The following is a 24,329-nucleotide window of genomic DNA, read 5'->3' as shown; positions in this document are numbered from 1 at the left end:
CGGAGACCTCGGGCGGCGGCCTCCGCTTACGAACTGTCCTCCGAGGACGCGTCGGCGTCGCTCGCCGTCTCGTCGTCCGCTGCTTCGTCGCCCGACTCGTCGTCGAGCCCCCTGCCGGCGAGTCCGACGAGGTGGCCGACCTCGGGGAGGATGATCTCGTCGACGCCCAGCCGGACCGCGTTCTCGGAGCCCGGGAGACAGAACACCGGCGTGGCGGAGACGACCCCGGCCGTCGCGCGCGATCCGATCGTCCGCGTGCCGACCTCCTCGACGGAGCGCCGGCGGAACAGCTCGCCGAACCCGGGGAGCCGCTTCGCGAGGAGCCCCCGGACCGCCTCCGGCGTGACGTCGTCCGGCGTGACGCCGGTGCCGCCGGTCGTCACCACGACGTCGGTGTCCTTCCGGCGGGTGAGCCGATCGACGGTCCCCTGGACGCTGTCGTAGTCGTCGGGGATCAGTTCGCGGACGACGACCTCGTGGCCCGCTTCCTCGAACGCGTCCGCAATGTAGTCGCCGGCCGGGTCCTCGTCCGTGGACCGCGAGGAGGACACGGTGACGACCGCCGCCGCGACCGACTCGGCGTCATGATGGTGGTGGTGGTCGCCGTCGTGGTCGTGTCCGTGGTCGTCGTGTCCGTGGTCGTCATGTCCGTGGTTGTGGCCGTGCTCGTCATGCCCGTGGTCGTCGCTCATGGAACGATGTTTGACGCCCGCGCGAAAACATCTCCCGGTCGGCGAGCCGCGCGTGGCCCCTCCGACCCACGTGGGCGCGGGAGCCAGCTCGGCGTCTCGCCTCCCCGCTTACGGCCAGTCGTCGCGGGCCTGCTCCTCGGGTGCCTCGTCGGCCGCCTCGCCGGTGGCGAGCGTCCAGCCGGCGGCCTCGGCAGCGTCTTCGACGTGGAGGAACTCCCAATCGGTCGCGTCGGCGACCGCCTCGTCCTCCTCGTCGACCCCCACGAAGACGTGCCGGTCCGTGTCGAACTGCTGGCTGATGTTCTCGAGGCTCTCCTCAACGCCGCGCGGCCCCGAGAAGAAGTCCTGCCGCACGCGGTGTTTCCGCGTGAAGTTCGTGACGACGTAGGTCGGCTTCTCGCTGACAACCCCGACGTACTCGGTCCACTGCCGGGCGTTGTTGAACACCGCGTTGGGGTCCGCAAGCGCTTTCAGCGCCTCCAACTCGAACGCCAGCGTCATGTCTGTAGATCCGCCGCTGTCCATGCGCACCGGTTACCGCCGGCCGGCGAAAACAACTTCGCTTCCGCGGAGACGCCGCGAGCGCTCACCACGCCTCGACGGAGCTCACCGCGATCGGATCTGGTAGTAATCGGTGAACTTCACTACGTCGCCGTCGTCGAGGTCCCCGATCTCCGGGGCCGTCCACGGTTCTCCGGCCAACTCCCGCACGACGCTCTGTTCCTCCTCGTCCAGTTCGTCGTAGTGGCGCACCCGCGCGTCGGACGGGATACGGCCCGTGCGGCGGAGGCGTAGCCGTCGCCCGGTGTCTCTCAGTGACATATGATATCGTATGACACGATTAATCATAAACGTTTCGCGGCGATCGGCGTCTCAGTCGTCGGCGCGCGGGAGCGTGAGCGTAACCACGGTCCCGCGCGGGTCCGCGTCCGCCACCGACGCCGAGCCGCCCGACTGCTGGACGACCCAGTAGACGAGCCACAGCCCGAGACCGCTGCCGTGGTACAGCGCGTCGACGGCAGTTCCGTCGACGAGCACGTCGCGGTTCATCCCGCTCAGCCCCGGTCCGTCGTCGGCGACGCGGACCCGCACCGCGTCGGCGTCCGCCTCGACCGACACCTCGACCGTGGGCCGGTCCCGGTCGCTGTGGACGATCGCGTTCCGGACCAGTTCGTCAACGGCCCGCGAGAGCCACGTGGTCGCCGACGCCGTCGCGACCTCGCCTTCCGGCACGGACGCCTCGACCGTGGCGGCCGGGAACTCCTCGGTCGCCGTGTCCACGACGTGCCGCGCCACCCGCCCGGCGTCGATCCGCTCGGTCTCCGGCGCGTCGCCCAGTATCTCGGTGATGTGGTGGGCCTTCTCGCTCGTCTCCAACAGGTCGTCGGCCCGCGAAACGATGTACTCGGCGTCGGCGCGGTCGGCGTCGCCCGCCGTTATCTGCTCCGCCCGCCCCCGGACGACCGTCAGGGCGTTCCGGAGGTTGTGCTGGAGCACGCGGTCGACGACCCGGAGCTGGCGCGCGCGGTGCTCGCTGTCGGTCACGTCGCGGAGTACGCCGACGACGCCGCCGGGGTCATCCCCCTCTGGGCTCTCGAGCGGGTAGTACCGAACGTCGAACGTCCGCCTGCCGCGCGTCGGGTGCGTCCGCGTCGTCCGGTACTCCACCGTGTCGCCCCGGAGCGCGCGCTCGACCTGCCGTTCGACGGTCTCGTAGCCGTCGTCCGGCACGACGTCGGCGAGGGTGAGGTCCGTCACGTCGCCGTTCCCCAGCCCGTGGTACTCCCGGTACTGCGGGTTCGCGAACAGGAGCCTGCCCTCTCGGTCGACCGCGGCGATGAGGTCCGTCGCCCCGTTGATCGCGCGCTCGTACCGCTCCAAGTCGCGTTCGCGCTCTTTCCGATCCGTGACGTTCCGGCAGATGGCGAACGTGCCCGCGAGATCGCCGTCGGCGTCGTAGTAGGGGTACCGCTGCGTGCTGAACGTCGCCTCGCGGCCGCTCTCCGGGAACGTCGGCGAAATCTCGTACTCGGTCATCTCCTCGGTCTCGAGCACCGCCTTCCGCCGCTCGTCGACCTTTGCCGCCGTCTCCGGGTCCATGAACGCGAACTCGTCGGTGCCGTACAGCTCCTCGCGGTCGACGCCGGCGAACCCGCTCACCGCCTCGTTCAGCAGCTCGAACTCCCCGTCGCGGTTCTGGAGGAGGACGGGGTCGTCGAGCCGCTCGACGATGTCGCGGTACTGCTTCAGGCGCCCCATCGCAGCCTTGCGGTCCGTGATGTCCGTCTGGATGGCGACGAACCGCGAAACCTCGCCGTCGTCGTCGGCGACAGGCGCGATCGTCTGGTGGGCGTGGTACAGTTCGCCATCGTGCCGGCGGTCGACGATCTCCTCTTCCCACACCTCGCCGTCCCGGAGCGTCGACCACAGCGCGTCGAAGTACTCGTCGGGCATCTCGCCGGAGTTGAGGATCGCCGGCGTCTCCCCCAGCGCCTCGTCGACGTCGTACCCGGTGTGATTGGTGAACGCCGGGTTAACGTACTCGATCGTGCCGTCGACGTCGGTGACGTAGATGGCGTGCCCGGCGTGCTCGACGAGGTTGCGGAACGTCTCCGTCACCGCGCCGCCGACCTCTTCGACGCCGTCGCGAAAGATCCCGGTGTAGACGGCGTCGGGACCGTCTTCCGCCGCATCGGGGGAGTCGTTCTCGTCGCCCGCATCGATCACGCCGCCGGGAGCGTGCTCGTGGAACCGCACGGAGAACGTCACCGTGTGGCCGTCGGCGTGCCGGACCGGGACCGAGACGCTCCCGCGATCGGGGAGCCCCTCCACCTGCGCGAGCCGCTCGCGGACCGACCGCGTCCGCTCGTCGACCGTCTCGGACGCGACGAGGTCGACGAGCGTGCGACCGCGGAGCGCGGCCGGCTCGTAGCCGAGCGCCGCCTCGGTGGCGTCGTTCGCGTACAGTATCGTTCCCGCCTCGTCGAGCGAGACGACCGGGTCGGCACACTCCTCGACGAAGGAGGCGAAGAAACCGTCGGGGGGGCGTGACGATCCCAGAGGCATCTGGGCGCCATAGCACGTACAGCCTGAAAAGCGACCTGAACCGCCGCCCGCGGTCCGCCGTTACTGCTCGGTGGGGGCCGCGAGGTCGTCGACCGAGAAGCCGGGCTCCATGAGCCGGTCCGTCTGTTCGCTGACGTCGCGCCCCTCGCGCATCAGCTGCTTGAACGCGGACTGCGGCGAGAGGTCGCCGATGAGCACGCCGCCGACCACCTTGCCGTCCTTCAGCGCGACGCGCCGCCACCCGCCCTCGGCGGTGGTCGCCTCCACGGAGTCGTCGCCGAGCGTCGGGTGGCCGAACGAGAGGAACGGGAAGTCGAAGTGCGTGATCGAGTACGAGGAGACCCACTCGAACTCCTCGCTGCCGTAGTCGACCATGTTCCGGGCGGCTATCGTCCCCTGCTCTTTCGCCGACCCCCACGAGCCGTTCTTCGCGCGCTCGCCGAGGATGAGGTCGTTGAACGTGGTGATGTCACCCGCGGCGAACACGTTGTCGACGTTGGTCCGCATGAACTCGTCGACGACGATGCCGTCGTCGAGCTCCAGTGGCGTGTTCTGGACAAGCTCCGTATTGAAATCGAGCCCGATGGCGACGCCGGCGAAGTCGCACTCGTAGCGCTCGCCGTTCGGGTCGACCGCGGCCGCGACGTGGCCGTCGTCGTCGACCTCGAAGTGGTCCACGCCCGAGCCGAAGACGGGCTCGACGCCGCGCTCGCGCATCGCCTCGTGCATGATCTCCGCGCCCTCCTCGGAGAGCGCGTAGCGCCACCAGTTGTCACCGCGCATCAGGTACTTCGCCTCGACGCCCTGCGCGCCGCAGATGGCCGCGAAGTCGATGCCGAGGAGGCCGGCGCCGACGATGACCGCCCGCTCGGCGCCCTCGACGCTCTCTTTGATCCGGCGGGCGTCCTGGAACGTCCAGAAGTGGTGGATCCCCTCGGCGTCGGCGTTCCCGACCGGGAGCTGCTGGGGCGTCCCGCCGATCGCGAGCAGGAGGGAGTCGTACTCGAACGTCTCCCCCTCGTGGGTCCGGACCGCGTCGCCCTCGACGTCGATGTCGTCGACGATCGTGTTGAGCCGGAGGTCCACGTCGTGCTCGTCGTACCAGTCTTCCTGGTGGATCGAGATCGGGGCCTCGGGGAGTTTCCCCTTCGCGTACTCTTTGATCAGAATCCGGTTGTAGAGGGACTCACCCTCGTCCGTGAGAACCGTGATCTCGGCGTCGGGCGCTTCCTCGCGGAGCGTCTCGGCAGCGGACGCGCCCGCGATACCGTCACCGACGATCACGTACGAATCGCTCATAGCCGGTCGTTCGGATTCATGGTTAATGTGGGTTGTCATCCGCGTCTCGAAACGTGAGAATCTTCAGCATACACCGCGAAAAGACCGGTTCTGTGCCGCCCGTCGCGGCCGATCGCCCCCGCGCGGTCAGTGGTCCGCGCCGGCCGGCTCCGCGGGGAAATCCTTCTCGCCGGCCCTGATCGCGACGTCGAGCCAGTTCTCCGTCGGGACGAGCGGGCACTCGTACGCGTGGTTGTACGCGCAGGTCGGGTTGTACGCGTTGTTGAAGTCGACGACCCACTCGCCATCGACGCGGTCGCGGTCGGGTTCCAGGTCGAGGTACCGCCCCGCGCCGTACGTCTCGTCGCCGCTGGTGGCATCGCGGAACGGCACCCAGAACCGGTCCGCGCCGTCAACCGGCCGGTACGCCTGAAGCGTCGCCGACTCGCCGTCGACCTCGAAGCGGAACTCCCCCCAGCGCCGGTATGTCTGCTCGCCGTCGGCGGTCGTCTCGACGGTGACGGTCTCCTTCTCCCCGTGTTCGTGGAGCGGGAGGACGAACCGGTACGCCGGGTCGGGGTCGAAGTACGCCAGCCCCGGGAAGCCGTCGCCGCGCATCGACACCGGCAGCGGCGACCGCGCCGACTCGCGGAACTGCTGGACCTTCGCTTGCCGCTGCGCCTCCACCTGCGCCGCCCAGTCGTCGTCGGCCTCGCTCGCTGTCATCGGTGCCTCGGTATTGCCTCTAACGCGCAATAACAGTTCCGCGGTGCGGTCGGCGGCGCGCACGGCCCGCGACGAGTGGCGTTGCGATCGGCCCCGACGCCACACATTCAATAGCGTCCCGACCTAATCATAGGTATGAAAATCCGGCAGAACATCCGCCACTGGGCCGCAAAGAAGGCGCTGACCACGCCGGTGGTCGGCGACGTCGCCAACGACAAGCTCGTCGACCTCCACACGAGTATCTTCCTCAACAAGGCGGACGAGGACCGCCGCGAGGAGCGCCGCGACCACCTCGACAGCTTCTTCGACGCGACGATGGACACGTACGTCGCCGCCCTCGAGGACGGCTTCCCGGAGGCGGAGGCCCGCGAGATCACCCACGTCCAGGCGAACTTCGACTTCTTCAACCACGGCTGGACGGAGATGATGGAGATCCCGGGCGACGAGCTGGAGGCCCACTACCGCCGGTACGAGTCCTTCTTCACCGACTACGGGATCACGATCGACGACCCGCTCGGCGACTTCCGCCCGCCGGAGGGCGTCGTCGACGCGCCCGAGACCCCCGAGCGGCTCGGATCGCCGGAGTACGAGAACGCGCTGGCCGGCTTCGCCGACGACGTGTACGTCGAGACCGACGACGGCGAGACGGTCGTGGGCGGCGACACTGAGGAGCCGGACGAGGTCGACCCGGCCACCGCGCCCGGGCTCGACGAAGACGAGGCGAGCGCCTGACCGCCGCCGCGGTCGGTCAGTAGAGCCTCCTTCGCTCTCACCGTCGCCGGCAAACCCGCCGACGGCGTCCGCCCGCCGCGCACGTTTATAATCCGCGGGGGACACCGTGGCGTATGAACCGCGGGCAATCGTTCCTCCTCCTGCTCATGGGAGCGGTCTCGCTCCTCACCCTCTTCGTCATCCTCCCGTTCGTCGAGTACGTGATCGCCTCGGCGATCCTCGCGTTCGTCCTCTACCCGTTTCACCGACGGCTCACGCGCCGGCTCCGCCGCCGCATCTCGGCACGGTTCGGGGAGATGTTGTCGGCGCTGGCGCTCATCCTCTCCGCCATCGTCGCCGTCATCCTCCCGCTCGCGTACATTACCTGGGTGTTCGTCCGCGACCTCACCGCGATCGCCGCGGGCGAGACGGCGATAGACGTGGCGGCGATCGAAGCCGAGATCGCGGCGCTCACGGGGCAGGACCCCGAGGTCGGCGACCTCCTCCAGACCGCAGGCGGGCTGCTCGTCCAGACGCTGTTCGGCGGGTTCAGCGGCGTGTTGAGCACGGCGATCCGGGCGTCGGTCGGGCTGTCGCTCGCGCTCTTCCTCGTGTACTACACGCTCATCGACGGGCCGGCGTTCGTCGAGTGGCTCCGAAAGACCAGCCCGCTGCCGCCCGACGTCACCGCCGACCTCGTCGACCGCGTCAACGTGATGACCCGCCGGGTGGTCATCGGCCACATCTCGGTCGCGCTGCTTCAGGCGCTGGTCGCCGGGCTCGGACTGTGGGCGGCCGGCATCCCCAACGTGGTGTTCTGGACGTTCGTGATGGCGGTGTTGGCGCTGTTACCGCTCATCGGGGCCTTCTTCGTCTGGGGGCCGGCGGCGGCCTACCTCGTGATCGTCGACCAGGTGACCGCGGGGGTGTTCCTCGCCGTCTACGGCGTCGCGGTAATCGCGATGGTGGACAACTACGCCCGGCCGCTCGTCATCGACCAGCAGGCGCACCTGAACCCGGCGATCATCCTCCTCGGCGTTTTCGGCGGCATCTACTCGGTCGGGTTCACCGGGCTGTTCGTCGGCCCCATCGTGATCGGCGTGCTCGCGGCAACGCTGGAGACGTTCCGCGAGGACTACGACGCGATCTGAGCGGGATTTAAGCCGTCTCGGAGCCGACATCGGATATGGCCACGATCGCGACCTCCCGAGTGCCGGACCGCCGCGACGCGCTCCGCATCGTCGGCGCGGCGGTCGCCGTCAACCTGATCGGAGCGCTCGGCGTGCCGTTCACGGACACCGAGAGCGCCTGGTTCGCGGCGCTGGAACTCCCCGCCTTCTATCCCCCGGGGTGGGCGTTCGGCGTCGTCTGGCCGATCCTGTACGCGCTGCTCGGCGCCGCGGCCGCTCTCGTCTACCTCGGCGGTCGCGACGGCGCGACGACGGGCGGACGTGCGCGGACCGCGCTCGCGCTGTTCGGCGTCCAACTCGTCGTCAACGTCGCGTGGTCGCCGGTGTTCTGGGGGCTCGAACGGCCCGACCTCGGGCTCGTCCTCCTCGCCGTCCTGCTCCCCTTGGTCGTCGCGACGATCCGGGCCTTCGACCGCGTCGACCGTCGCGCGGCGGCGCTCATGCTCCCCTACCTCGCGTGGGTCTCCTTCGCGACCGCGCTCAACTACGCGATCTGGACCCTCAACTAGCCGCCGTCTCCCCTCTCCGTCGCGCCGTCCGCCGGGTCGTCGGTCGACGGCGGGCCGCGCTCCGCTCGCTCGGCGACGAACCGCCGCTCCGCCCGGGTCAACTCGCCGTCCGTCTCGCGGAACGCTTCCAGTCCCTCGCGGTATCGGTCGGGCTCGACCTCGGCGGGCGTCGCGGCCGGCCGCGCCAGCTCCAGTTCGGCGATCCCGGTGCGCTCGCCGGTGTACGCGAAGCCGCACTTGTGACACGCCTCGTACGCGAACGGGTTGTTCACGGCGATCTTCACGCGGTCGAAGCCGGCGGCGGACAGGTCGGCGACGGTCTCGTCGATCAGCCGCGGCCCGATCCCCTCCCCGCGTCGCGCGGCGTGGACCGTGACGTATCGCAGCCGACAGCAGGTGGGGTCGGTGCGGTCCGGCGAGAAGGAGACGGCCGCGATCACCGCCTCGTCGAACGCCTCGGCGTCCACCGTCCCGGGGAGCGGCTCGTCGGGCTCCCAGTCGGGCGCGGCTGGACCGCCGTCGGCCGTCCGGATCACCGCCTTCCCCGGCTCCCCGACGACGAACTTCCCGGCGTACGCGAACGCTCGGTAGTCGAGCCGCAGCGTCGCTCCCTCGCCGGGAGGACACACGAGCGCGTACTCCATAGGGCCCCTACGGCGGCGAGACCTAAATGGGTCGGTGGCTCTTTGTCTGTCCCGGCGCTCCGTCTCCCCATGTACGGACTCGGCGACGTGGCGTTCTTCGACCGAGTAGCGCCCCTCTACGACCTCGCGATGCCGCCGGCGGACGGGGCGGCGCTGGCCGCCGGACTCGATCACGCCGCGCGCCCGATCGAGCGCCTCCTCGACGTCGGCGGCGGGTCCGGCCGGGCCGCCGCCGCGCTCACCGGGCCCGACATCACGGTGGTCGACGCCTCGGTCGGGATGCTCTCGCGGGCGCGGCGGGTCCGCGGGCTCTCGGGGCTCGCCGCCGACGCGGACCGGCTCCCGTTCCGCGACGGCAGCGTCGACGCGGTCACGGTCGTCGACGCGTTCCACCACCTGCCGGACCACGAGGCCGCGCTCGCGGAGGCGGCGCGCGTGCTCGCCCCCGGCGGCGCGCTCGTCGTCCGCGAGTTCGACCCGGAGCACCCGCTCGGGCGGCTGCTCGTCGCCGGCGAACACGCCATCGGGATGACCTCGCGGTTCCGCGCGCCGGCGGCGCTCGCGGCCGCGATGGACGACGTCAAGCTCGATCCGCGGATCGTCGACCGCGGCTTCGGCTACACGGTCGTCGGCGTTCGGCGCTGAGCCCCCGCGCCAGCGGACGTCGCCGAATCGTCGCGGTCGCGACCGGGATCTGTCGAAAAGGGCCGCGTCAGTCCTGCGTTCGGCCGCGCGGTTCCGCGCCGTGCGTCGGGTCCGGAGAGTCGCCCTCGACGCTCTCGTCGTGCGCGTGGTCGTGATCGTGATCGTGGTCGTGGGCGTCGTTCGACCCCGTCTCGCCGAGCACCTCGGCGCCCTCGCCGTCGATCATGTCCATGTTCTTGAGGTTGTCGCGCTCCTCGAAGTCCGCGACTGCCTTCATCACGTCCGCCTGCGTGATCGTCATCCGGTCCTCGGTGAGCGCGCCGAGGACCGCCTCCCGCAGCACCATCCGGAGGTCGGAGCCGGTGAGCCCGCTGGTCCGGTCGGCGACCTCCTCGGGGTCGAAGTCGGCGATCTTCATCTCCTTCGTCACCACCCGGAGGATGTCGGCGCGCATGTCGCGGTCCGGCTTGGGGAAGTTGACGATCTCGTCGAAGCGACGCCACGCGGCGGCATCGAGCTGGTCCGGGTGGTTCGTCGCGCCGATGAGGAGCACCTCGTCGCGGACCAGCGACACCTCGTCGATCGACTTTAGGAGGGTGTTGACCGCGCGCTTCAGGGCGGCGTGCTCGTCGGAGCGGCGCGTCTTCGCCACCGAGTCGAACTCGTCGATGAAGAGGATACACGGCGAGAGCCGCTTGGCGACCTCGAAGCTCTTCTCGACGTTCTTCGACGTCTCGCCGAGGTACTGGCTCGTGATCATCGAGAGCTTCACCTCGACGAACGGGAGGCCGAGCTCGTGGGCGAGCGCGCGGGAGACGGTCGTCTTCCCGGTGCCCGGCGGGCCGACGAACAGCAGCTTCCCGATCTCGCGCAGGCCGATCTCCGCGAGGTACTCGCGGTGCTCGATCGCCTTCACGATCTTCTGGATCTCGCCCTCCTGGTCGCCGGTCAGGACGAGGTCGGCGAGCGTCGTCTCGATCTCCTCGGGCGCGCGGACGTTGACGAGGTCGAGCATCTCTCCGTCTTCGTCCTCGTCGAAGTACTCCGCGAGCAGCGCGTCGATCCAGACGCGGTCGGCCTGGACCGGCCGCACGTCGTCCCTGGCCTCCTCGCGGGTCACCGGGGCCGTCAGGTCGTCCGCGGTCTCAAGCGCGGCGACGAGCGTCGGGTTCCCGCCGATCCGATCGTCGTCCGCGCGGTCGCGGTACCACTCTAACCCCATCGTCGGCTGGGTCAGCGAGATCTCGCCGGAGAACTCCGTCCGTTGGGTGAAGAGGAGGTCGGAGACCGCGTCCCACGGCCGCTCGACGCCGGTGGCGGTGCGGGTGGTCTCGTCTGTCGCCTTCAGCGGTCGCTCCACGCCGCCGGGGGCGTCCTCGGCGGCGTCGGCCGACCAGAACACCTGCCGGAAGCGCGGGGGCAGGTCGTTCTCGTCGAGGTCGCGGTCCTGCGTGTAGAAGTGCGTCGTCAACACGAACTCGACGACGTCGAGCGCCGGGTCACTCATCCGCGGCTAGTAGCGCCGGGACGCGGTTAAGAGCGTCGAAGCCGGGGCGATTGTGGGGGCGAGCGCCGGCTCGCGCAGAGGCCAGTCCGGCACGGGGCAGGACTGAGTCGAGGCCCCGTCGCGACCGCGCTTCGGGCGACGGCGGGCGCGCCGGCGGCGCGCGGGCGGCGTATCGAACCCTTATTAGCCCTGGTCCGCGACGTAACGCGCATGAGTTCCGAAGACGCGGCCGCGCCGGGGGACGCCGCCGGCGACGGCTCCGGCGAGACCGGCGGCACGGGCGACACCGACCACGAGAACGCGCTCCAGGACGTCATCGCGGTCGACCCCGACGACGTCGCGCAGGGGACGGTGAACCGGCTCGACGCGCACACCGGCGACGGGATCCGCCACCGCGCGTTCACCTGCCTCGTTTTCGACGGGGAGGGCCGGATCCTCTTGGCCCAGCGCGCGCCGAACAAGCGCCTCTGGGACGGCCACTGGGACGGCACGGTCGCCTCACACCCGGTCGAGGGGCAGTCCCAGGAGGACGCGACCGAGCAGCGCCTCGAAGAGGAGCTGGGCATCTCGCCCGACCAGTACGACGACCTTCGGGTGACGGACAAGTTCGAGTACAAGCGCTACTACCCCAACGAGGGCGTCGAGTGGGAGGTGTGCGCGGTGCTGAAGGTCACCCTCGACGACATCTCCCTGGACCCGGACGACGACGAGATCGGCGGGATGCTGTGGGCCGACTACGACCACCTCCACGAGAACCCCGCGCTGTACCGGCAGCTCCGCCTCTGTCCGTGGTTCGAGATCGCGATGCGCCGCGACTTCTCCTGACCAGCAGACGCGTCTCCCCGCGCGGCCCCGACTTCTCTTGATTGGCTAACGCGTCTCCCCGCGCGACCCGCCCTCACCTCCCTCGGACCGAAACGGCGACTTGAAGACGCTCCCCCGCCGCGATCCGGTATGACCGTCGTCGTCCTGCTGGCGAACCCGCCCCGCGAGGGGCTCGTCGGAACCGCGATCGCCGAGTCGACGCCGCTGTCGGCTGCCGAGGCGGCCGACCTCTACGAGGCACAATTCCGCGACGCCGTCCTCGCGGTCGACCGCTCGGGCGGCGAACTGCTCGTCAACTACCCCGACGAGGAGGACCTCCCCGCTGAGCACCGCACGGAGACGAGCCCGGAGGCGGAGCTGCGGACGCTCGTCGCGGACACCCTCGGCGGGACCGAAGAGGTCCGCTTCGAGCGTCAGGTCGGCTCGTCGTTCGGCGCGCGCGCCGGCAACACCGTCACTCACCTGCTGCGCGAGGAGAACGCGGACTCGGTCGCGGTCGTCACCCCGACCGCTCCGCTGCTCTCGCGGACCAGCGTCGACTCGGCGGCGATGAAGCTGCGGACGACCGAGGTCGTGCTCGGCCCCTCGACGGACGGGCGCGCGTACTACGCGGGGTTCACTGAGCCCGTCGACTTCGACGGCGCGTTCGAGTCCCCGGCCCTCCCGACGCTCGCGGAGCGCGGCCGCGACGCGGATCGCTCGGTGGACTTCGTCGAGGCGTCGCCCTCGCTGGAGACCGGCGACGACCTCCTCGATGTGGTGCCGATCCTCCGTGCGCGCTTCGCCGCGGAGCGCGTCGTGCCGGACTACACAGCAGCGTTCGTCCACGAGAAGGGGCTCGACGTGATCGTCGAGGACGGCGAGCAGCAGCTGATCCGGGACTGAGTGGCGTCTCAGGGCGGCATCAGGCGACATCCGTCCGAGATTTTATCGGCCTCAAGTTCAGTTTAGTTGTCACGATGGCGCCATCACCGAGCGCCCTGCTCCGCCGAGCGGTGTGGGGTCGCGGCGGCGATCGGATACGCGCAACGTGGCGGATACTGCTCGGGTTCGGCGTCGTCCTCGGGGTGTTGTTGGGTGGGAGCCGACTTCTCGGACGGGTCGCGTTCCCGGACGTCTTGCTGAACAGTCCGGTGGCGCTGCTCGTCGCCGTCGCCGTCGGCGCGTACGCGGTGATCGCCTCGCTCGTTCCCGGCGAACGGCCGCTCCGGGGGTAGGGGTTCGCGCTCGACCGCCAGTGGGCGCTGGACTTCTTCGCCGCGGTGGTGGCCGGCTGTGTCTACCAAGCGCTAGTCACGGGCACGCTGCTCGTCACCGGCTCCGGTCGAGTGGTAGCGACGTTCTCCGCGGGCGTTGCGAGCGTCGGCGGGTCGGGCGCGGTCGCGATCGCGGTCGCGGCAACGGCGATCGCGTTCGCCGCCGTGGCGCTCTGGGAAGAGCTACTGTTCCGAGGGGTGTTCGTCGTGAACGCGAGCGAGGGGCTGGCCGCGCGCGGACTGGCGCCTCGGCGGGCGGTCTGGGTCGCGAGCGGCGTCAGCGTCCTCGCGTTCGGTCCGGCGCACGCGCTCGTGGCGGCGCAGGGGGCGACTGCGCTGTTCGCCGCCGCTCAGGCGGTGGCGGCAGCGGTGTACTTCGTGGCCGCGTACGTCCTCACCGGGAGCCTGGCGTTCCCCATCGGGCTACACTTTGTGACGAACTTCTGGGTCGCCTCGGTGTTCGGACAGGCCGGGAGCGGATTCCCCGCTCTCGTCCGGCTGGAACGGAGCCTCGGAGCGGGGCCGGTCGACCTGCTCTCGGTGGTGGTCCCGTCGTTGGTGTTGCTGGGCCTCATCGTCGCGTGGGTTCGCGCGACGCGAGGACGCGTCTCGGCCGACGAATCGCTGCGAGACGCGGTCGAGCGCCGATACGGGTCGGTCGTCGGCGAGTAACCTCCCGCCGGTCGTGTGGGCGGAGTTCCCGCGTTCCGGCGGTCTGGTTTCAACTTCGTCGAACGCGGGAGCGATAGCTTCAAACTTCTCGGGACTGTACTTCAATAACACGTACCGTCGCGACGGCTTACCCCGGTTTCGACGTCGATCGAGCGGACATCGGACGGACGTGATTCGGCTGCCCGGGGCCGGACGGCCAGCCCGGGACGGCCGCCCGATGGTGGGATGGCAGAGTGGCCCATTGCGCCTGCCTTGAAAGCAGGTAGCCTCACGGCTTCCTGGGTTCGAATCCCAGTCCCACCGTAACGAGTCCGGCGCAGTCCGCGCCGGACGCGGTTCGTGCGCGGATTCGAAGCCTGTGAGTCGCAGCGCCCGAGCGGAGCGAGAGCGACCGTCTCACATCGGTTCGAATCCCAGTCCCACCGTGACGCCTTCGACGCACTTCTTGTCGCGTGCGGCTCGACCCCGACCCGAATCAGAGCGCTAGCGGTGAGTGAGTAGCGAGCGACGACCCGAACCTGCGGCGAAACTGAATTCAGTTACCCGGTATTCTCGGAAATCGATCCGAATTGGCCTCCCGTCCCGCGCTTCCGACTTTCGGAACCGCAATCACACCGCTGATCGCCTGAAACGCCCGGTAACGGTCACGTCCGGTGTCGCGTGGTACCACGTGCCGCATTATCTTTAACAGGTTTCCGGCACATGTTCGTAGTAGGTGATACAAGCATGAGTTACGAACTCGATCCGCTGCCGTACGAGTACGACGCGCTTGAGCCGCACATCTCCGAGCAGGTGCTCGAATGGCATCACGACACCCATCATCAGGGGTACGTCAACGGCTGGAACTCCGCCGAGGAGACGCTCGAGGCCAACCGCGAGGACCACGACTTCTCCTCGTCGGCCGGGGCCATCCGCGACGTGACCCACAACTCGTCGGGCCACATCCTCCACGACCTGTTCTGGCAGAACATGTCGCCGGAGGGCGGCGACGAGCCCGAAGGAGCCCTCGCCGACCGTATCGAGGAGGACTTCGGCTCGTACGAGGCCTGGAAGGGCGAGTTCGAAGCCGCCGCGGGCAGCGCGAGCGGCTGGGCCCTGCTGGTGTACGACACGTTCTCGAATCAGCTCCGTAACGTCGTGGTCGACAACCACGACGAGGGCGCGGTCTGGGGCGGTCACCCGATCCTCGCGCTCGACGTGTGGGAGCACTCCTACTACCACGACTACGGGCCGGCTCGCGGCGAGTTCGTCGACAACTTCTTCGAGGTCGTCGACTGGGAAGAGCCGTCCACCCGCTACGAGCAGGCCGTCGAGCTGTTCGAGTAAGCGCGTCCCTCGGACGCGTTACGCGCGTCGAGATCCGCATTTTTTCGCAGTACGTCGCCTGATTAGTAACTCCTCTCCGTGTAGTGGTTGTCTTGGACACAGCTGAAACGTACACCTCCAAAGCCCCAGCCGACCGCAACCGTACCGCACCTCACGCCTCCCCAGCCTCGTCAGTCGCCGTCGATCCACTCCGGCGACTGACTCCAGCGAGGGACCAGAGGTCCCTCTGGCAGCCGGCGCGAAGCGCCGGCGACCTCGCGCGTGCTGGCTCGCGGCCTGTCGGCCGCTCGCAGGCACACGCCACCGCATTCGGATCGAGTGTTATCAGATCAGATTCGAACCGTATCGGCAGCGTTTACGGACGCGGTCGCGTACGATGGCGCATGCCCGAACCGAAGTCGGCGTTCGACGCCACCTACCCGTGCGACTTCTACGAGCCCGAAGAACTGTTCGAGTCGGACCAGATGTATACGGTCCCGGAGATCGGCCGTCTCCTTCAGGGGTTGGAGCCGGACGCCGAGGTCGACCCCGACACCGAGGCCGTGCTGGTCGACTGGGCGGTCCCGTGGGTGATGGCCCACGCCGAGGACATGGTGATCGCCGAGCCGCTCACCGAGGACGGCCCGGGGTACTACGGGGTCGCGACGGACGAGGATCCGAGCGCGGCGTCCGACGCCGGCGCGGACGCTGACGCGGACGGCGCCGACACCGACGAGTCGGCGTGACCGGGGAGCGATCCGACCCGCCGACCTACCTCGTCGCCGGCGGCGCGCGCGTCGACGCCGGGAAGACCACGTTCTCGGCGGGACTGGTCGCCCACCTCGCCGAGGGCGCGGGCGACGCGGTCGGCGTCAAGCCTCGCGCCGGCAACGACTTCTGGTTCGACCACGACGACTACCGGGTCGCGACCGATTCGGGCCGGCTCTACGGGAAGGACGCGCGGACCCTCGCGGCCGCGAACACCCGCACGTTGGCGGCGGCCGACGACCATTCTCCGTCGCCCTCGGCGGTCACCCCCGAGTCGATCAACCCCGTCCACCGGCTCTGGCGGCCGACGCCGGGGCGAACCGGAATGCTGGGCGACGCCGAGCGCACGTTCCTCTGCGACCGCGTCGCGACCGCGTCCGGGACGCACTTCGTCGTCAACGGCGCGGCCGAGGACGCGGGGCTGCTCCCCGACGCGCTGACCGAGCGCCTCCCGCTCGCCGACGCCACTCGCGTGCGCGACGTGCCGGCGTTCAACGAGGTGATGGCCGAGGCGCACCTCCCAGCGATCGAACGGCTCGCGGACCGCGTCGCGCGGACGCCGGTCCCGGTCGTCGTCGAGTCGTACGCGGACGTGGCCGGAACCCTCCCCCGGGACGGCCCCGTCGCGCCCGACGCGGTCGCCGTCGTCGACCCCGGCCGCGTGCGGGTTTACGCTGGCGACCGCTACGCGAAGGCCCGCGCGGTCGCCGCCGGGAGCCCGCGCGAGGGGACCCGCGAGGAGCACGTCGACGCGGTGACGGAGATGATCGAGCCGCTCGCGACCGCCTCGCTGCCGGCGCTGCCCGGGGAGGTCCGGAGCGACCCCGACCGGATCGTAGCGGCGTACGAATCGGCGTACGCGGCGCTCACGGGAGTCGTGGAAAGCTGACGGAGCGCCGCCCGCGGTCCGCGTTCGACGCTGTGCCGCCCGCGCTCAGGCGTTCCGCTTCGTGTAGTGTTCCAGCGCGGACTCGATCGACGAGAGGTCGGTGGTCACCCGGCTGTCGGCGACGCGCATGAAGCCGGGGGTGTACGACGACGAGTAGTCGAAGATCCGGTTGACGGCTCGCTTGGGGGCGGCGACGGCGCCGAAGTCGGTGACCGTGTACACCCGCGTCGTGGGGAAGGCGGTCCAGAAGGTGCCGCTCGCCCAGCGGTCCTCGTCTTCGAACGCCTCGCCGACGCGGCCGGTCGCGACGTACTCATCGTCCGCGTAGAAAAGCAGGAGGTCGCCCGCCTCCATCTTTTCGAACGTCGACCCGTTGCCGCTGTCGTCGTCGACGGCCCACAGGCGCGTCTCGTCGAGGTCGGCGAGGGGCTCGGGGCGGTCGGGGTAGTCGGTGAGGTCGACCGGGGACCGGACGGTTCGGTCGAAGTTCTCCGGGTCAATCGGGACCAGGAAGACGTTCTCGCTCATTACCCGTCGTTTTGCCGGGAGGGGTTTAAACCCGTTCGTTGCTGTGTCGGGCCGAGGCCGGCGCCGTCACTCGCTGGCGTCGGCGTACAGGCGGTCCATCCGCGCCGCCATCACGAAGTCGGCCTCAGTTAGCCCGCCGACCTCGTGGCTCCACATCTCGACGCCGACCTCTCCCCACGACAGCGAGATGTCCGGGTGGTGCCACTCCGCCTCGGCGAGCTCGCCAACGTCGTTCGTGAACGCCAGCGCCGTCTCGAAGTCGGGGAACTCGTAGCTCGCCTCCAAGTGGTGGTCGTCGACGACCTCCCAGGCGTCGCCCAGTTCGTCGAGGTACTCTGCGCACTCGTCGCCGTCGAGCGGTTCTGCGTCGTCGCCGGCCGGCTCGACCGGCTCGTCCGCGAGCGGTGAGGACATACCTCACGTTGGGCGACGAGTGGTTTGTACCTTCCGCGGCTCTGGAGGGTGGGTCCCCCGATCTCGGGAGCGGTCCTCACCGGAGCCGCGAGAGCGCGTCGCGGACCGCGCGCCGCACCCGGGCGAGGCGTCCCGTCGCGCCGCCGTCGCCGCCGGGGCCGTCCACGCCCGCGCCGGGGTCGGAGAGCTCCCAGCCGGCCTTCTCGGCGGCCTCGTCGACGCGGAGGAACTCGTAACCGGTCTCGGTCGCGACGCGCTCGTCCGCGCGGGTGGTGCCGACGAACACGCAGCGCGGGGCGGTGCTCTCGTCGCGGACGTCCGCGAGGGTCCCCCACTTGTCCCACTTCGTGAGCGCGTAGTCATTGTCGATCCCGTACTCGCGGGCGAACGCCGCGACCGCGTCGGTCTCGTTCGCGACGATTCCCACGTGGCGGCTCCACCGGCGCGCGTCGGCGAACGCCGCGGGCGGGTCGGCGAGTGACCGCACCGCGCCCAGCGAGAAGACGAGCGTCACGTCGCCGTCCCCGGCGGTCGTCGCGTCGATTGCCATCTCGATCGGACGCAGGCGGCCGGCGGCCTAAACGCTGTGGGGAGGCTTTTGTTCGGGGGCCGCCTCGCCTCCGAGGATGGAGTTCGAATCCACCTTCGGCACGAGCGCGCCGCTCGTCGGCATGGTTCACCTCCCGCCGCTCCCCGGGGCCCCGAAAGCGCCCGACGACGGCGACGAGGCGATGCGCGCCGCGATCGACCGGGCCGCGAGCGACGCCCGGGCGCTCGACCGCGGCGGCGTCGACGGGATCGTGATCGAGAACTTCGGGGACGCGCCGTTCTACCCCGACGAGGTCCCGCCGCACGTTGTCGCCGGCGTGACCCGCGCCGCGACCGCGGTCGCCGCCGAGACGAACCTCCCGCTCGGGATCAACGTCCTCCGCAACGACGCCGAGGCCGCCCTCTCCGTCGCTTCCGCGGTCGGCGCCGACTTCGTCCGCGTGAACGTCCACACCGGCGCGCGCGTCACCGACCAGGGGATCGTTCAGGGGCGCGCCCACGAGACGGTCCGGCTCCGGGACCGACTCGGCGTCGACGTCGGCGTCTTCGCCGACACCGACGTGAAACACTCCGCGCCGCTGACGCCGGCGGGGTACACCGCCGAGTCGTTCGCCGACACCGCCGAGCGCGGCCTCGCCGACGCCGTGATCGCCTCCGGCTCCGGGACCGGTGAGGCGGTCGACGCCGACGCCCTCGAATCGGTCGTCCGCGAGCGCGAGCGCCACGGCCTAGACACGCCCGTCCTCGTCGGGAGCGGCGTCACGCCCGAGACGGTCGCCGACCTCCTCGACGTCGCGGACGGCGCAATCGTCGGGACCGCGCTCAAGCGCGGGGGCGAGACGACCGCTCCGGTCGACGCCGACCGCGTCGCGGACCTCGTCGACGCCGCCGACGAGGTTCGGTGAGCGGGGCGCGGTGACCGGGGTACGATGATCGGGACGCGGGAGTCCCCTACCGGTCGATATCGACGCCGCGATCCGCGAGGAACGCTTCTACCTCGCTCCGCGTCGGGAGTCCCGGCTGCGTGAACCGGGCGGTACAGTTGATCGCGGCGACCGCGGCCGCAAAACTGACGCCCCGATCAACGTCGTCGCGGTCCGCTGGCGACGCCGCGGCGTCTGCCGCGATCCACCGGTCGATCAGCCCCGCGGTGAACGCGTCGCCCGCACCGGTCGTGTCGACCGTCTCGACGTCGAACGCGTCGAACCGACCGACCTCGCCCCCGACGACCGCCGTCATGCCGTCCGCGCCGTGCGTAAGGACCGCGCGAGGCCACGTCGGCCCGCGACGCGACCGCGACTCGGGCCCGCGAGTCCGCTCATGCGCGCTCGCCACCCGCTCAACCGCCGCCGTCGCAGAGCCGAAGAACGCCGGCGCGGCGACGCCGTCGGCGACGAACAGGTCCGCCTCGTGGAGGAACCGGTGGATCGTCTGCGGTTCCGTGCCGCGCCCGACCAGCTCTTCGACGGACCCCGAGAGGTCGAAGACGAGCGCGGGCGGGTCGACCCCGGAATCGCCGGCCTCGGCGGCGGCCGCGCGGAGCGACCGGACGCGGTCGAGGATCCGCCGCGCCGCGCGGTCGGGGGCGTATGCGGTGAGGAAGACCGTGTCGGCGTCGGCCATCGCGTCGAGCGCGGCGTCGGCCGGCCGGAGGTTGCGGAAGCTCTCACCTGCGGTGACGATAGCCCGCTCCCCGTCCGGGTCGGAGAGGATCAGCGATCGTGTGTGGGCGGCGTCGCCGACCGCGACGTGGGTCGCGTCGACGTCCGTCTCTTCGAGGTACTCCAACGCACGTCGGCCGTACTCGTCGTCGCCGACGCGGCTGACGAGGCCCACGTCGCGGCCGAGGCGGTCGAGCGCGGCCGCAACGTTCGCGCCGACGCCGCCGAACGCGGACGTGACCTCGCGGGCGAACGCACCCCCGTCCGGCTCGGGGAGGTTGCTGACCGCGTACCACTCGTCTATCGCGGCCGCTCCGACGGAGAGGATGGACGATGAGCCTTCGTCCGCACCGCCGTCGTCGTCGGACTCCGTCGTCACGACTTCCGGAAGAAGTCGTCGTGGACGGCCATCGCGGCGTCGACGGCGATCGGTCCCTCGACGGTCGTCTCGCCGTCGGCCCGCCGGATCACCTCTTTGAGCGGAATGGGAACGACGTCGCCGGAGAGCTCGCCGAGCGTCTCCCCGTCGACGCCGAAGACGACCCGGTCGATCCCCGCGTAGTGGATCGCGGTCGCGCACATCGGGCACGGTTCCGTGCTGGCGTACATCGTACAGTCAGCCAGCTCGTCGGCGTCGAGCTCGCGCGCGGCCCACCGCGCGAGCGTCAGCTCCGGGTGCGCCGCCACGTCGCCCTCGGTTCGCGTCTCGTTGCGCGCCTCGCCGACGACCTCGCCGTCGACGACGAGCAGCGCGCCGAACGGCGTGTTTCCGGCCTCGACCGCCTCCTCGGCGAGCCTGATCGTCCGCTCGACGTACTCCCGGTCGGTCGGGTCCGCCGGGAGGTCGTCGAGGTCGTGGAACTCGTCGACGCCGCCGGACTGGTCCGTGTCGGTCATACGCTCCTGTTCGGCTCGGGGTACCTAACGGTTGGTACCGCCCTCGTCCGACGGCTTCGTCCGGTCGTCGTCCGGCGGCCTCGCCTCTCCGTCTCCTGCCGGCGTCGGCTCGTCGTCGTCGCCCGCGCCCTGCGACTGCCGCACGTCGCGGAGGGCGTCGACCGCGTCGTCGGTGGCGTCCGCGGTCCGCGTCTCGGTGACGCCGCTCGGATCGAGGCCGTCGGGGCCGTCGGCGTCGCTCGCGTCGGCGTCGGTCGGCTCGGTCTCAGCGCCCGCGCCGGTCTCGCCGCTCGGTTCGTCCGCGTCGTCGATGTCCTCGTCCGCGCCGAAGAGCCACGCGCGGACGGCGTCGATGAATCCCATGTATCAGTCTCGTCGTCAGTAGTTCCTGAACAGCAGCGCGCGCACGTCATCTTTCGTCCGCGCCGTCTCAACGCTCCCGTCCGGCAGGTCGACCTCGTACCGCGCGTCGCCGTCCGCCTCCCGCCACTTGTCGCCGTGGGTGTCGAGGAGGCTCATCATCGCGTTCAGCTGGCCGGCTCCGCCGTCGTCTCCCTCGTCCTCGTCGTCTCCGGACGCGTCGTTCGCGTCCGCCTCCTCCTCCCCCGCGTCGTCCTCGCCCGCATCGTCTCCGGCCGCGTCCGCCTCGTCGTCGGAGTCGGCGCTCTCGCCGTCTGCGGCGTCGGCCGGCCGGAGATCGATGTCGACTCGTGCGAAGGGGTCTGCGGCGAGCGCCTCGGCCGCGTCGAGGATGGCGTCGACCAGCTCCCCCTTCGTCATCTCGCTCCGCCCGGTGATCTCGAAGGCGGCGGCGATGTCCGACAGGTCCATCGGGTCGTCCGGGCCGGGGTCGCTGCGCCGTCGGTTCCGCGCCGTCAGCAGGTCGCGGGCCCGGTCGCGGTCGAACGGGGCCGTTGGCGCCGCCGCGTTCGTCGCATCGTCCGGCGCCTCGACGGTTGGGTCGTCGCTCGGGGGTTCCGCGACGCGGTCGGGGTCGTCGACCGCATCGGCGAGGTCGAGGAGGTACGCGAGCGTGTCCTCCCGGTCGACGGAGGCGTACGGGCCGGCGTGGGCCGCGGCCAGCTCCTCGCGGAGCGCCTCGATCCGGTCCGCGTGGTCGTCGGTGATGTCGAGCGTGGGCATGGTGTGGTTACTGGCTCTCCTCGAACCGCGCGAGCGCGTCCGCCCAGCTCTCGGCGAACTCCGGCTCGCCGGAATGGTCGGCCTCGACGTCGGCGTAGCCACAGTCGTCGCAGCCGACGGCGGTGGCGCCGCCGAGCGAGAGCGACGAGAGGTCGGCTCCGCAGCGGGGACACTCGTGCGACACGTTTTCGGGTGGAATCTCGTCGCCCGCGGTGAAAAACACACGGGGTCACGTCTTCCCGCGGCCGCTGTGGGACACTGTCTCGCGCTCACGAACTCACGAGCTCGTCGCGGCGGTCGTTCGGGGTCGCCGCCGGCCCGTTCGGGGTAACAGTCATTACACTCGGCGGAAACGTTCGAACATGAGCGAAGCGGACGCCGAGAACGTCCTCATGGAGTACTACCGGCGGTACGTCGGCGACCCGGACCGGACGATCGACGTGTACGCGGGGTTCGGGCTGTTCTTCGCCGGCATCGCGCTCGGGGTGATCGGAGTCGTCGTGTTCCTCTACAGCTCGACGCTCGACCCGACCGCCCTCTCGACGTACGCGGTCCGCGAGGTGGCCGCGGTCGCGGGCGCGGTCGGCCTCCCCGCGCTGCTGTTCGGCATCGTCGTCCTCCTGCCGGTCGACCGCCGCATGCTGTACCTCGCGAGCGCCGGCGTCGCGATCACCCTCGTCGGGACCGGCGTGTTCGTCTGGGCCTACCCGCGCAACTGGAACGTCGTCGTCAACCCCGACTACAGCGCGCAGGTGGTCGCCGTCTACGCCGTCGGGCTCGTGGCGCTCATCGGCGCGACCGGCGGCGCGCTCGTCGCCCACCGAGTTGAGCGCGCGACGGGCGGCGCGGCCGCCGCCGGCGGCGGAGCGGCCAGCGCGGGCGGTGCGGACACCGGCGACGGCGCGGCGGCGACCGGCGCCGACGGCGAGACGGTCACCGAGGAGTCCGTCCGCGCCGACATCGAGCGCGAGCTGGATGACGCCGAGCTGACGTGGGGCGGCGTCGAGCGCTCCGAGACGCGCCGACTCGAACTGAACACGAGCGCGGTCGACGAGGCGGACGTCGACACGGAGCAGCTCTCGGGATCGGCGACCGAGACGCGGACGACCTCCGGCACGGTCAACGACGCGGTCTCGGATTTGAAGGGGCTCCAGGGCGGCGAGGCGAAGACCGACAGCGGGCAGGGGACGGATGACCAGGCCGCGAAGCTCCGCGAACTGCGCGAACAGCAGCGGAAGGAGGCCGAGGAGGCGGACGAGGACGGCTCGGTCGTCGACCGGATCAAGGGCTTATTCGGCTGACGCGGGCGTCGCCGGCGACCGGAGACGCGGGCGTGAGAACCGGTCGCCGACGATCGCCCATTTATATGTCTCCCGACGCGTAGTCCGAGCGTGTCCCGCGTCACCGTCAGCATCGACCCCCACGTCCACTCCGAGGGGAGCTACGACGGCCACGAACCGGTCGAGCTAATCTTACAGCACGCGGCCGAGATCGGGCTCGACGCGGTCGTTATCACCGACCACGACGTGATCCGGGAGTCGAAACGCGCCGCGGAGATTGCCTCCGAGTACGGCCTCATCGGCATCCCCGGCGTCGAGGTGTCCACCGCCCACGGCCACCTGCTCGCGATCGGCGTCAAGCGGATGCCCCCGCGGGGTGAGTCGTACGCCGACACGGTCCGCTGGATCCGCGACGGCGGCGGCGTCGCGATCGTTCCCCACCCGTTCCAGCGCTCGCGCCATGGCGTCCGCCAGCGCAACATTCCGACGCCCGGGCTGGTCGACGAGGCGACCGATGCGGAGGCGACCGACGGAGCGTCGCTCGGTGCTGAAGGCGGCAGGACGGAGGCGGCGGACGGCGGCGCGGTCGGTGCGGCGGCGACAGATGACGCGTCGGCCGAGGACGTAACGTTGGCCGACCCCGAACCGGAGCCGAAGCCCGCCGCGCCGGTCACCGAGGTCGACGCGATCGAGGTGTTCAACGCCTGGCTGTTCACCGGCTACCGCAACCGGCGCGCGCGGCGGTTCGCAGCCGAGCACGGCTACCCGGGCGTCGCCGCGAGCGACGCGCACCACCTCCAGTACGTCGGACGGGCGTTCACCGAACTGGCGATTGAGGGCCGCGGCTCCGTGAGCGAGGTCACCGCGGACGACGTTCTCGGGGCGATCCGGCGCGGTACGACGACCGTCGACGGCCGCCGCGCGCCGATCCGGATGGCGGCGAAACACTACGTCGGCGCGGCCGGGCGTCGGTCAGCGTACTACGCGCGGACCGGTGCGGCGCGGGGCGCGCGCGCCACCGTGCGGACCGCGACCGACGGGCTGGTGGCGGCGAAGGTCGCCGTGCTCCAGTCGGCTCACCGCACCCGGCGGTTCCTCTCCTGGTTCGCCTGACGCGTCGCGTCGCCCCCGCCGAGCGACGGGTCCCGCGGAGAACGGGGTTTTTGCCCGCGGC

30 protein-coding genes and 1 tRNA gene are annotated in these 24,329 nt (G+C 70.6%); 15 read left to right on the top strand and 16 right to left on the bottom strand.

The genetic code is table 11. The features are described from left to right. Positions 1 to 26 precede the first annotated feature (26 nt). The 6 genes from ABNG04_RS10930 to ABNG04_RS10905 all read right to left on the bottom strand — a co-directional run bounded on the left by ABNG04_RS10930 (position 27) and on the right by ABNG04_RS10905 (position 5,762). The gene (locus ABNG04_RS10930; protein WP_371162451.1) at positions 27 to 692 is read right to left on the bottom strand and encodes a MogA/MoaB family molybdenum cofactor biosynthesis protein; all 666 of its coding nucleotides are present in this window, start codon (positions 690 to 692) and stop codon (positions 27 to 29) included. A gap of 108 nt (positions 693 to 800) precedes the next feature. Then, a complete protein-coding gene (locus tag ABNG04_RS10925) occupies positions 801 to 1,217 on the bottom strand; it encodes a DUF7124 domain-containing protein (RefSeq protein WP_371162450.1) in 417 nt (138 codons plus the stop codon). Positions 1,218 to 1,298: 81 nt separating this feature from the next. Further along, complete coding sequence (locus tag ABNG04_RS10920) at positions 1,299 to 1,514, bottom strand: DUF7979 domain-containing protein (RefSeq protein WP_239640216.1); 216 nt, start codon at positions 1,512 to 1,514, stop codon at positions 1,299 to 1,301. A 51-nt stretch (positions 1,515 to 1,565) separates the two neighbouring features. Continuing rightward, a complete protein-coding gene (locus ABNG04_RS10915) occupies positions 1,566 to 3,758 on the bottom strand; it encodes a PAS domain S-box protein (RefSeq protein ID WP_371162449.1) in 2,193 nt (730 codons plus the stop codon). Positions 3,759 to 3,818: 60 nt separating this feature from the next. After that, positions 3,819 to 5,057, bottom strand: a complete 1,239-nt coding sequence (locus ABNG04_RS10910; protein ID WP_371162448.1) for an NAD(P)/FAD-dependent oxidoreductase — start codon at positions 5,055 to 5,057, stop codon at positions 3,819 to 3,821. A gap of 126 nt (positions 5,058 to 5,183) precedes the next feature. After that, positions 5,184 to 5,762: a DUF1684 domain-containing protein gene (locus ABNG04_RS10905; RefSeq protein WP_371162447.1), complete on the bottom strand. Its 579-nt coding sequence runs from the start codon at positions 5,760 to 5,762 to the stop codon at positions 5,184 to 5,186. 135 nt (positions 5,763 to 5,897) lie between these two features. On the opposite strand from ABNG04_RS10905, the gene ABNG04_RS10900 reads away from it, so the two are divergent. The 3 genes from ABNG04_RS10900 to ABNG04_RS10890 all read left to right on the top strand — a co-directional run bounded on the left by ABNG04_RS10900 (position 5,898) and on the right by ABNG04_RS10890 (position 8,172). Continuing rightward, positions 5,898 to 6,494: a DUF6149 family protein gene (locus tag ABNG04_RS10900; RefSeq protein WP_297887381.1), complete on the top strand. Its 597-nt coding sequence runs from the start codon at positions 5,898 to 5,900 to the stop codon at positions 6,492 to 6,494. Positions 6,495 to 6,607: 113 nt separating this feature from the next. Further along, a complete protein-coding gene (locus ABNG04_RS10895; RefSeq protein WP_371162446.1) occupies positions 6,608 to 7,624 on the top strand; it encodes an AI-2E family transporter in 1,017 nt (338 codons plus the stop codon). Positions 7,625 to 7,659: 35 nt separating this feature from the next. Beyond that, positions 7,660 to 8,172 carry a TspO/MBR family protein gene (locus ABNG04_RS10890; protein ID WP_371162445.1) on the top strand — a complete coding sequence of 171 codons (513 nt, stop codon included), beginning with the start codon at positions 7,660 to 7,662 and terminating at the stop codon, positions 8,170 to 8,172. On the opposite strand, the gene ABNG04_RS10885 is transcribed toward ABNG04_RS10890, so the two are convergent. Next, positions 8,169 to 8,816, bottom strand: coding sequence for a GNAT family N-acetyltransferase (locus ABNG04_RS10885; RefSeq protein WP_371162444.1), 648 nt, complete (start codon positions 8,814 to 8,816; stop codon positions 8,169 to 8,171). The genes ABNG04_RS10890 and ABNG04_RS10885 overlap by 4 nt on opposite strands. Positions 8,817 to 8,885: 69 nt before the next feature. On the opposite strand from ABNG04_RS10885, the gene ABNG04_RS10880 reads away from it, so the two are divergent. Then, complete coding sequence (locus ABNG04_RS10880) at positions 8,886 to 9,461, top strand: class I SAM-dependent methyltransferase (protein ID WP_371162443.1); 576 nt, start codon at positions 8,886 to 8,888, stop codon at positions 9,459 to 9,461. A 67-nt stretch (positions 9,462 to 9,528) separates the two neighbouring features. On the opposite strand, the gene ABNG04_RS10875 is transcribed toward ABNG04_RS10880, so the two are convergent. After that, complete coding sequence (locus ABNG04_RS10875; RefSeq protein ID WP_371162442.1) at positions 9,529 to 10,968, bottom strand: ATP-binding protein; 1,440 nt, start codon at positions 10,966 to 10,968, stop codon at positions 9,529 to 9,531. Positions 10,969 to 11,178: 210 nt separating this feature from the next. Between ABNG04_RS10875 and idi the strand changes: the two genes are divergently transcribed. From idi to ABNG04_RS10835, 8 genes are all read left to right on the top strand, one after another. Next, positions 11,179 to 11,793, top strand: a complete 615-nt coding sequence (gene idi, locus ABNG04_RS10870; RefSeq protein ID WP_371162441.1) for an isopentenyl-diphosphate Delta-isomerase — start codon at positions 11,179 to 11,181, stop codon at positions 11,791 to 11,793. Between the two features lie 129 nt (positions 11,794 to 11,922). Further along, positions 11,923 to 12,678: a DUF2064 domain-containing protein gene (locus ABNG04_RS10865; protein ID WP_371162440.1), complete on the top strand. Its 756-nt coding sequence runs from the start codon at positions 11,923 to 11,925 to the stop codon at positions 12,676 to 12,678. Between the two features lie 74 nt (positions 12,679 to 12,752). Beyond that, positions 12,753 to 13,010, top strand: coding sequence for a hypothetical protein (locus ABNG04_RS10860; RefSeq protein WP_371162439.1), 258 nt, complete (start codon positions 12,753 to 12,755; stop codon positions 13,008 to 13,010). Between the two features lie 45 nt (positions 13,011 to 13,055). Then, positions 13,056 to 13,721: a CPBP family glutamic-type intramembrane protease gene (locus tag ABNG04_RS10855; RefSeq protein WP_371162438.1), complete on the top strand. Its 666-nt coding sequence runs from the start codon at positions 13,056 to 13,058 to the stop codon at positions 13,719 to 13,721. A gap of 219 nt (positions 13,722 to 13,940) precedes the next feature. Continuing rightward, positions 13,941 to 14,024 (top strand) — tRNA-Ser (locus tag ABNG04_RS10850). A gap of 423 nt (positions 14,025 to 14,447) precedes the next feature. Continuing rightward, a complete protein-coding gene (gene sod, locus ABNG04_RS10845) occupies positions 14,448 to 15,047 on the top strand; it encodes a superoxide dismutase [Mn] (protein ID WP_297887401.1) in 600 nt (199 codons plus the stop codon). A gap of 383 nt (positions 15,048 to 15,430) precedes the next feature. Further along, positions 15,431 to 15,772: a DUF5827 family protein gene (locus tag ABNG04_RS10840; protein WP_371162437.1), complete on the top strand. Its 342-nt coding sequence runs from the start codon at positions 15,431 to 15,433 to the stop codon at positions 15,770 to 15,772. Beyond that, positions 15,769 to 16,683: an ATPase gene (locus ABNG04_RS10835; protein ID WP_371162436.1), complete on the top strand. Its 915-nt coding sequence runs from the start codon at positions 15,769 to 15,771 to the stop codon at positions 16,681 to 16,683. Before ABNG04_RS10840 ends, ABNG04_RS10835 begins: the two co-directional genes overlap by 4 nt. 45 nt (positions 16,684 to 16,728) lie before the next feature. On the opposite strand, the gene ABNG04_RS10830 is transcribed toward ABNG04_RS10835, so the two are convergent. From ABNG04_RS10830 to ABNG04_RS10820, 3 genes are all read right to left on the bottom strand, one after another. Then, entirely contained in the window at positions 16,729 to 17,211 is a 483-nt protein-coding gene (locus ABNG04_RS10830; protein WP_371162435.1) for a hypothetical protein, read from the bottom strand. 66 nt (positions 17,212 to 17,277) lie between these two features. Next, a complete protein-coding gene (locus ABNG04_RS10825; protein WP_371162434.1) occupies positions 17,278 to 17,625 on the bottom strand; it encodes a 4a-hydroxytetrahydrobiopterin dehydratase in 348 nt (115 codons plus the stop codon). A 76-nt stretch (positions 17,626 to 17,701) separates the two neighbouring features. After that, complete coding sequence (locus ABNG04_RS10820) at positions 17,702 to 18,175, bottom strand: DUF7124 domain-containing protein (protein ID WP_371162433.1); 474 nt, start codon at positions 18,173 to 18,175, stop codon at positions 17,702 to 17,704. Between the two features lie 76 nt (positions 18,176 to 18,251). On the opposite strand from ABNG04_RS10820, the gene ABNG04_RS10815 reads away from it, so the two are divergent. After that, a complete protein-coding gene (locus ABNG04_RS10815; protein WP_371162432.1) occupies positions 18,252 to 19,079 on the top strand; it encodes a BtpA/SgcQ family protein in 828 nt (275 codons plus the stop codon). Positions 19,080 to 19,125: 46 nt separating this feature from the next. On the opposite strand, the gene ABNG04_RS10810 is transcribed toward ABNG04_RS10815, so the two are convergent. The 5 genes from ABNG04_RS10810 to ABNG04_RS10790 are packed head-to-tail and all read right to left on the bottom strand — an operon-like array spanning position 19,126 to position 22,059. Continuing rightward, the gene (locus tag ABNG04_RS10810; protein WP_371162431.1) at positions 19,126 to 20,214 is read right to left on the bottom strand and encodes a carbohydrate kinase family protein; all 1,089 of its coding nucleotides are present in this window, start codon (positions 20,212 to 20,214) and stop codon (positions 19,126 to 19,128) included. After that, positions 20,211 to 20,732 (bottom strand): nucleoside deaminase, encoded by a 522-nt coding sequence (locus ABNG04_RS10805; protein ID WP_371162430.1) that lies wholly within the window; start codon positions 20,730 to 20,732, stop codon positions 20,211 to 20,213. Before ABNG04_RS10805 ends, ABNG04_RS10810 begins: the two co-directional genes overlap by 4 nt. Positions 20,733 to 20,756: 24 nt before the next feature. Next, positions 20,757 to 21,095 carry a hypothetical protein gene (locus ABNG04_RS10800; RefSeq protein WP_371162429.1) on the bottom strand — a complete coding sequence of 113 codons (339 nt, stop codon included), beginning with the start codon at positions 21,093 to 21,095 and terminating at the stop codon, positions 20,757 to 20,759. 15 nt (positions 21,096 to 21,110) lie between these two features. Continuing rightward, entirely contained in the window at positions 21,111 to 21,875 is a 765-nt protein-coding gene (locus tag ABNG04_RS10795) for a hypothetical protein (protein WP_371162428.1), read from the bottom strand. 7 nt (positions 21,876 to 21,882) lie between these two features. Continuing rightward, positions 21,883 to 22,059: a hypothetical protein gene (locus tag ABNG04_RS10790; RefSeq protein ID WP_371162427.1), complete on the bottom strand. Its 177-nt coding sequence runs from the start codon at positions 22,057 to 22,059 to the stop codon at positions 21,883 to 21,885. Between the two features lie 178 nt (positions 22,060 to 22,237). Between ABNG04_RS10790 and ABNG04_RS10785 the strand changes: the two genes are divergently transcribed. After that, a complete protein-coding gene (locus tag ABNG04_RS10785; RefSeq protein ID WP_371162426.1) occupies positions 22,238 to 23,176 on the top strand; it encodes a cell division protein CdpA domain-containing protein in 939 nt (312 codons plus the stop codon). Between the two features lie 90 nt (positions 23,177 to 23,266). After that, the gene (locus ABNG04_RS10780) at positions 23,267 to 24,268 is read left to right on the top strand and encodes a PHP-associated domain-containing protein (RefSeq protein ID WP_371162425.1); all 1,002 of its coding nucleotides are present in this window, start codon (positions 23,267 to 23,269) and stop codon (positions 24,266 to 24,268) included. Positions 24,269 to 24,329: the final 61 nt, after the last annotated feature.

Origin of the sequence: Halorubrum miltondacostae (genome assembly GCF_041379815.1) — an archaeon.
Classification (GTDB): Archaea; Halobacteriota; Halobacteria; order Halobacteriales; family Haloferacaceae; genus Halorubrum; species Halorubrum miltondacostae.
The sequence above is the reverse complement of the archived record's forward strand: the minus strand, read 5'-3'. Positions and strand labels throughout refer to the sequence as shown.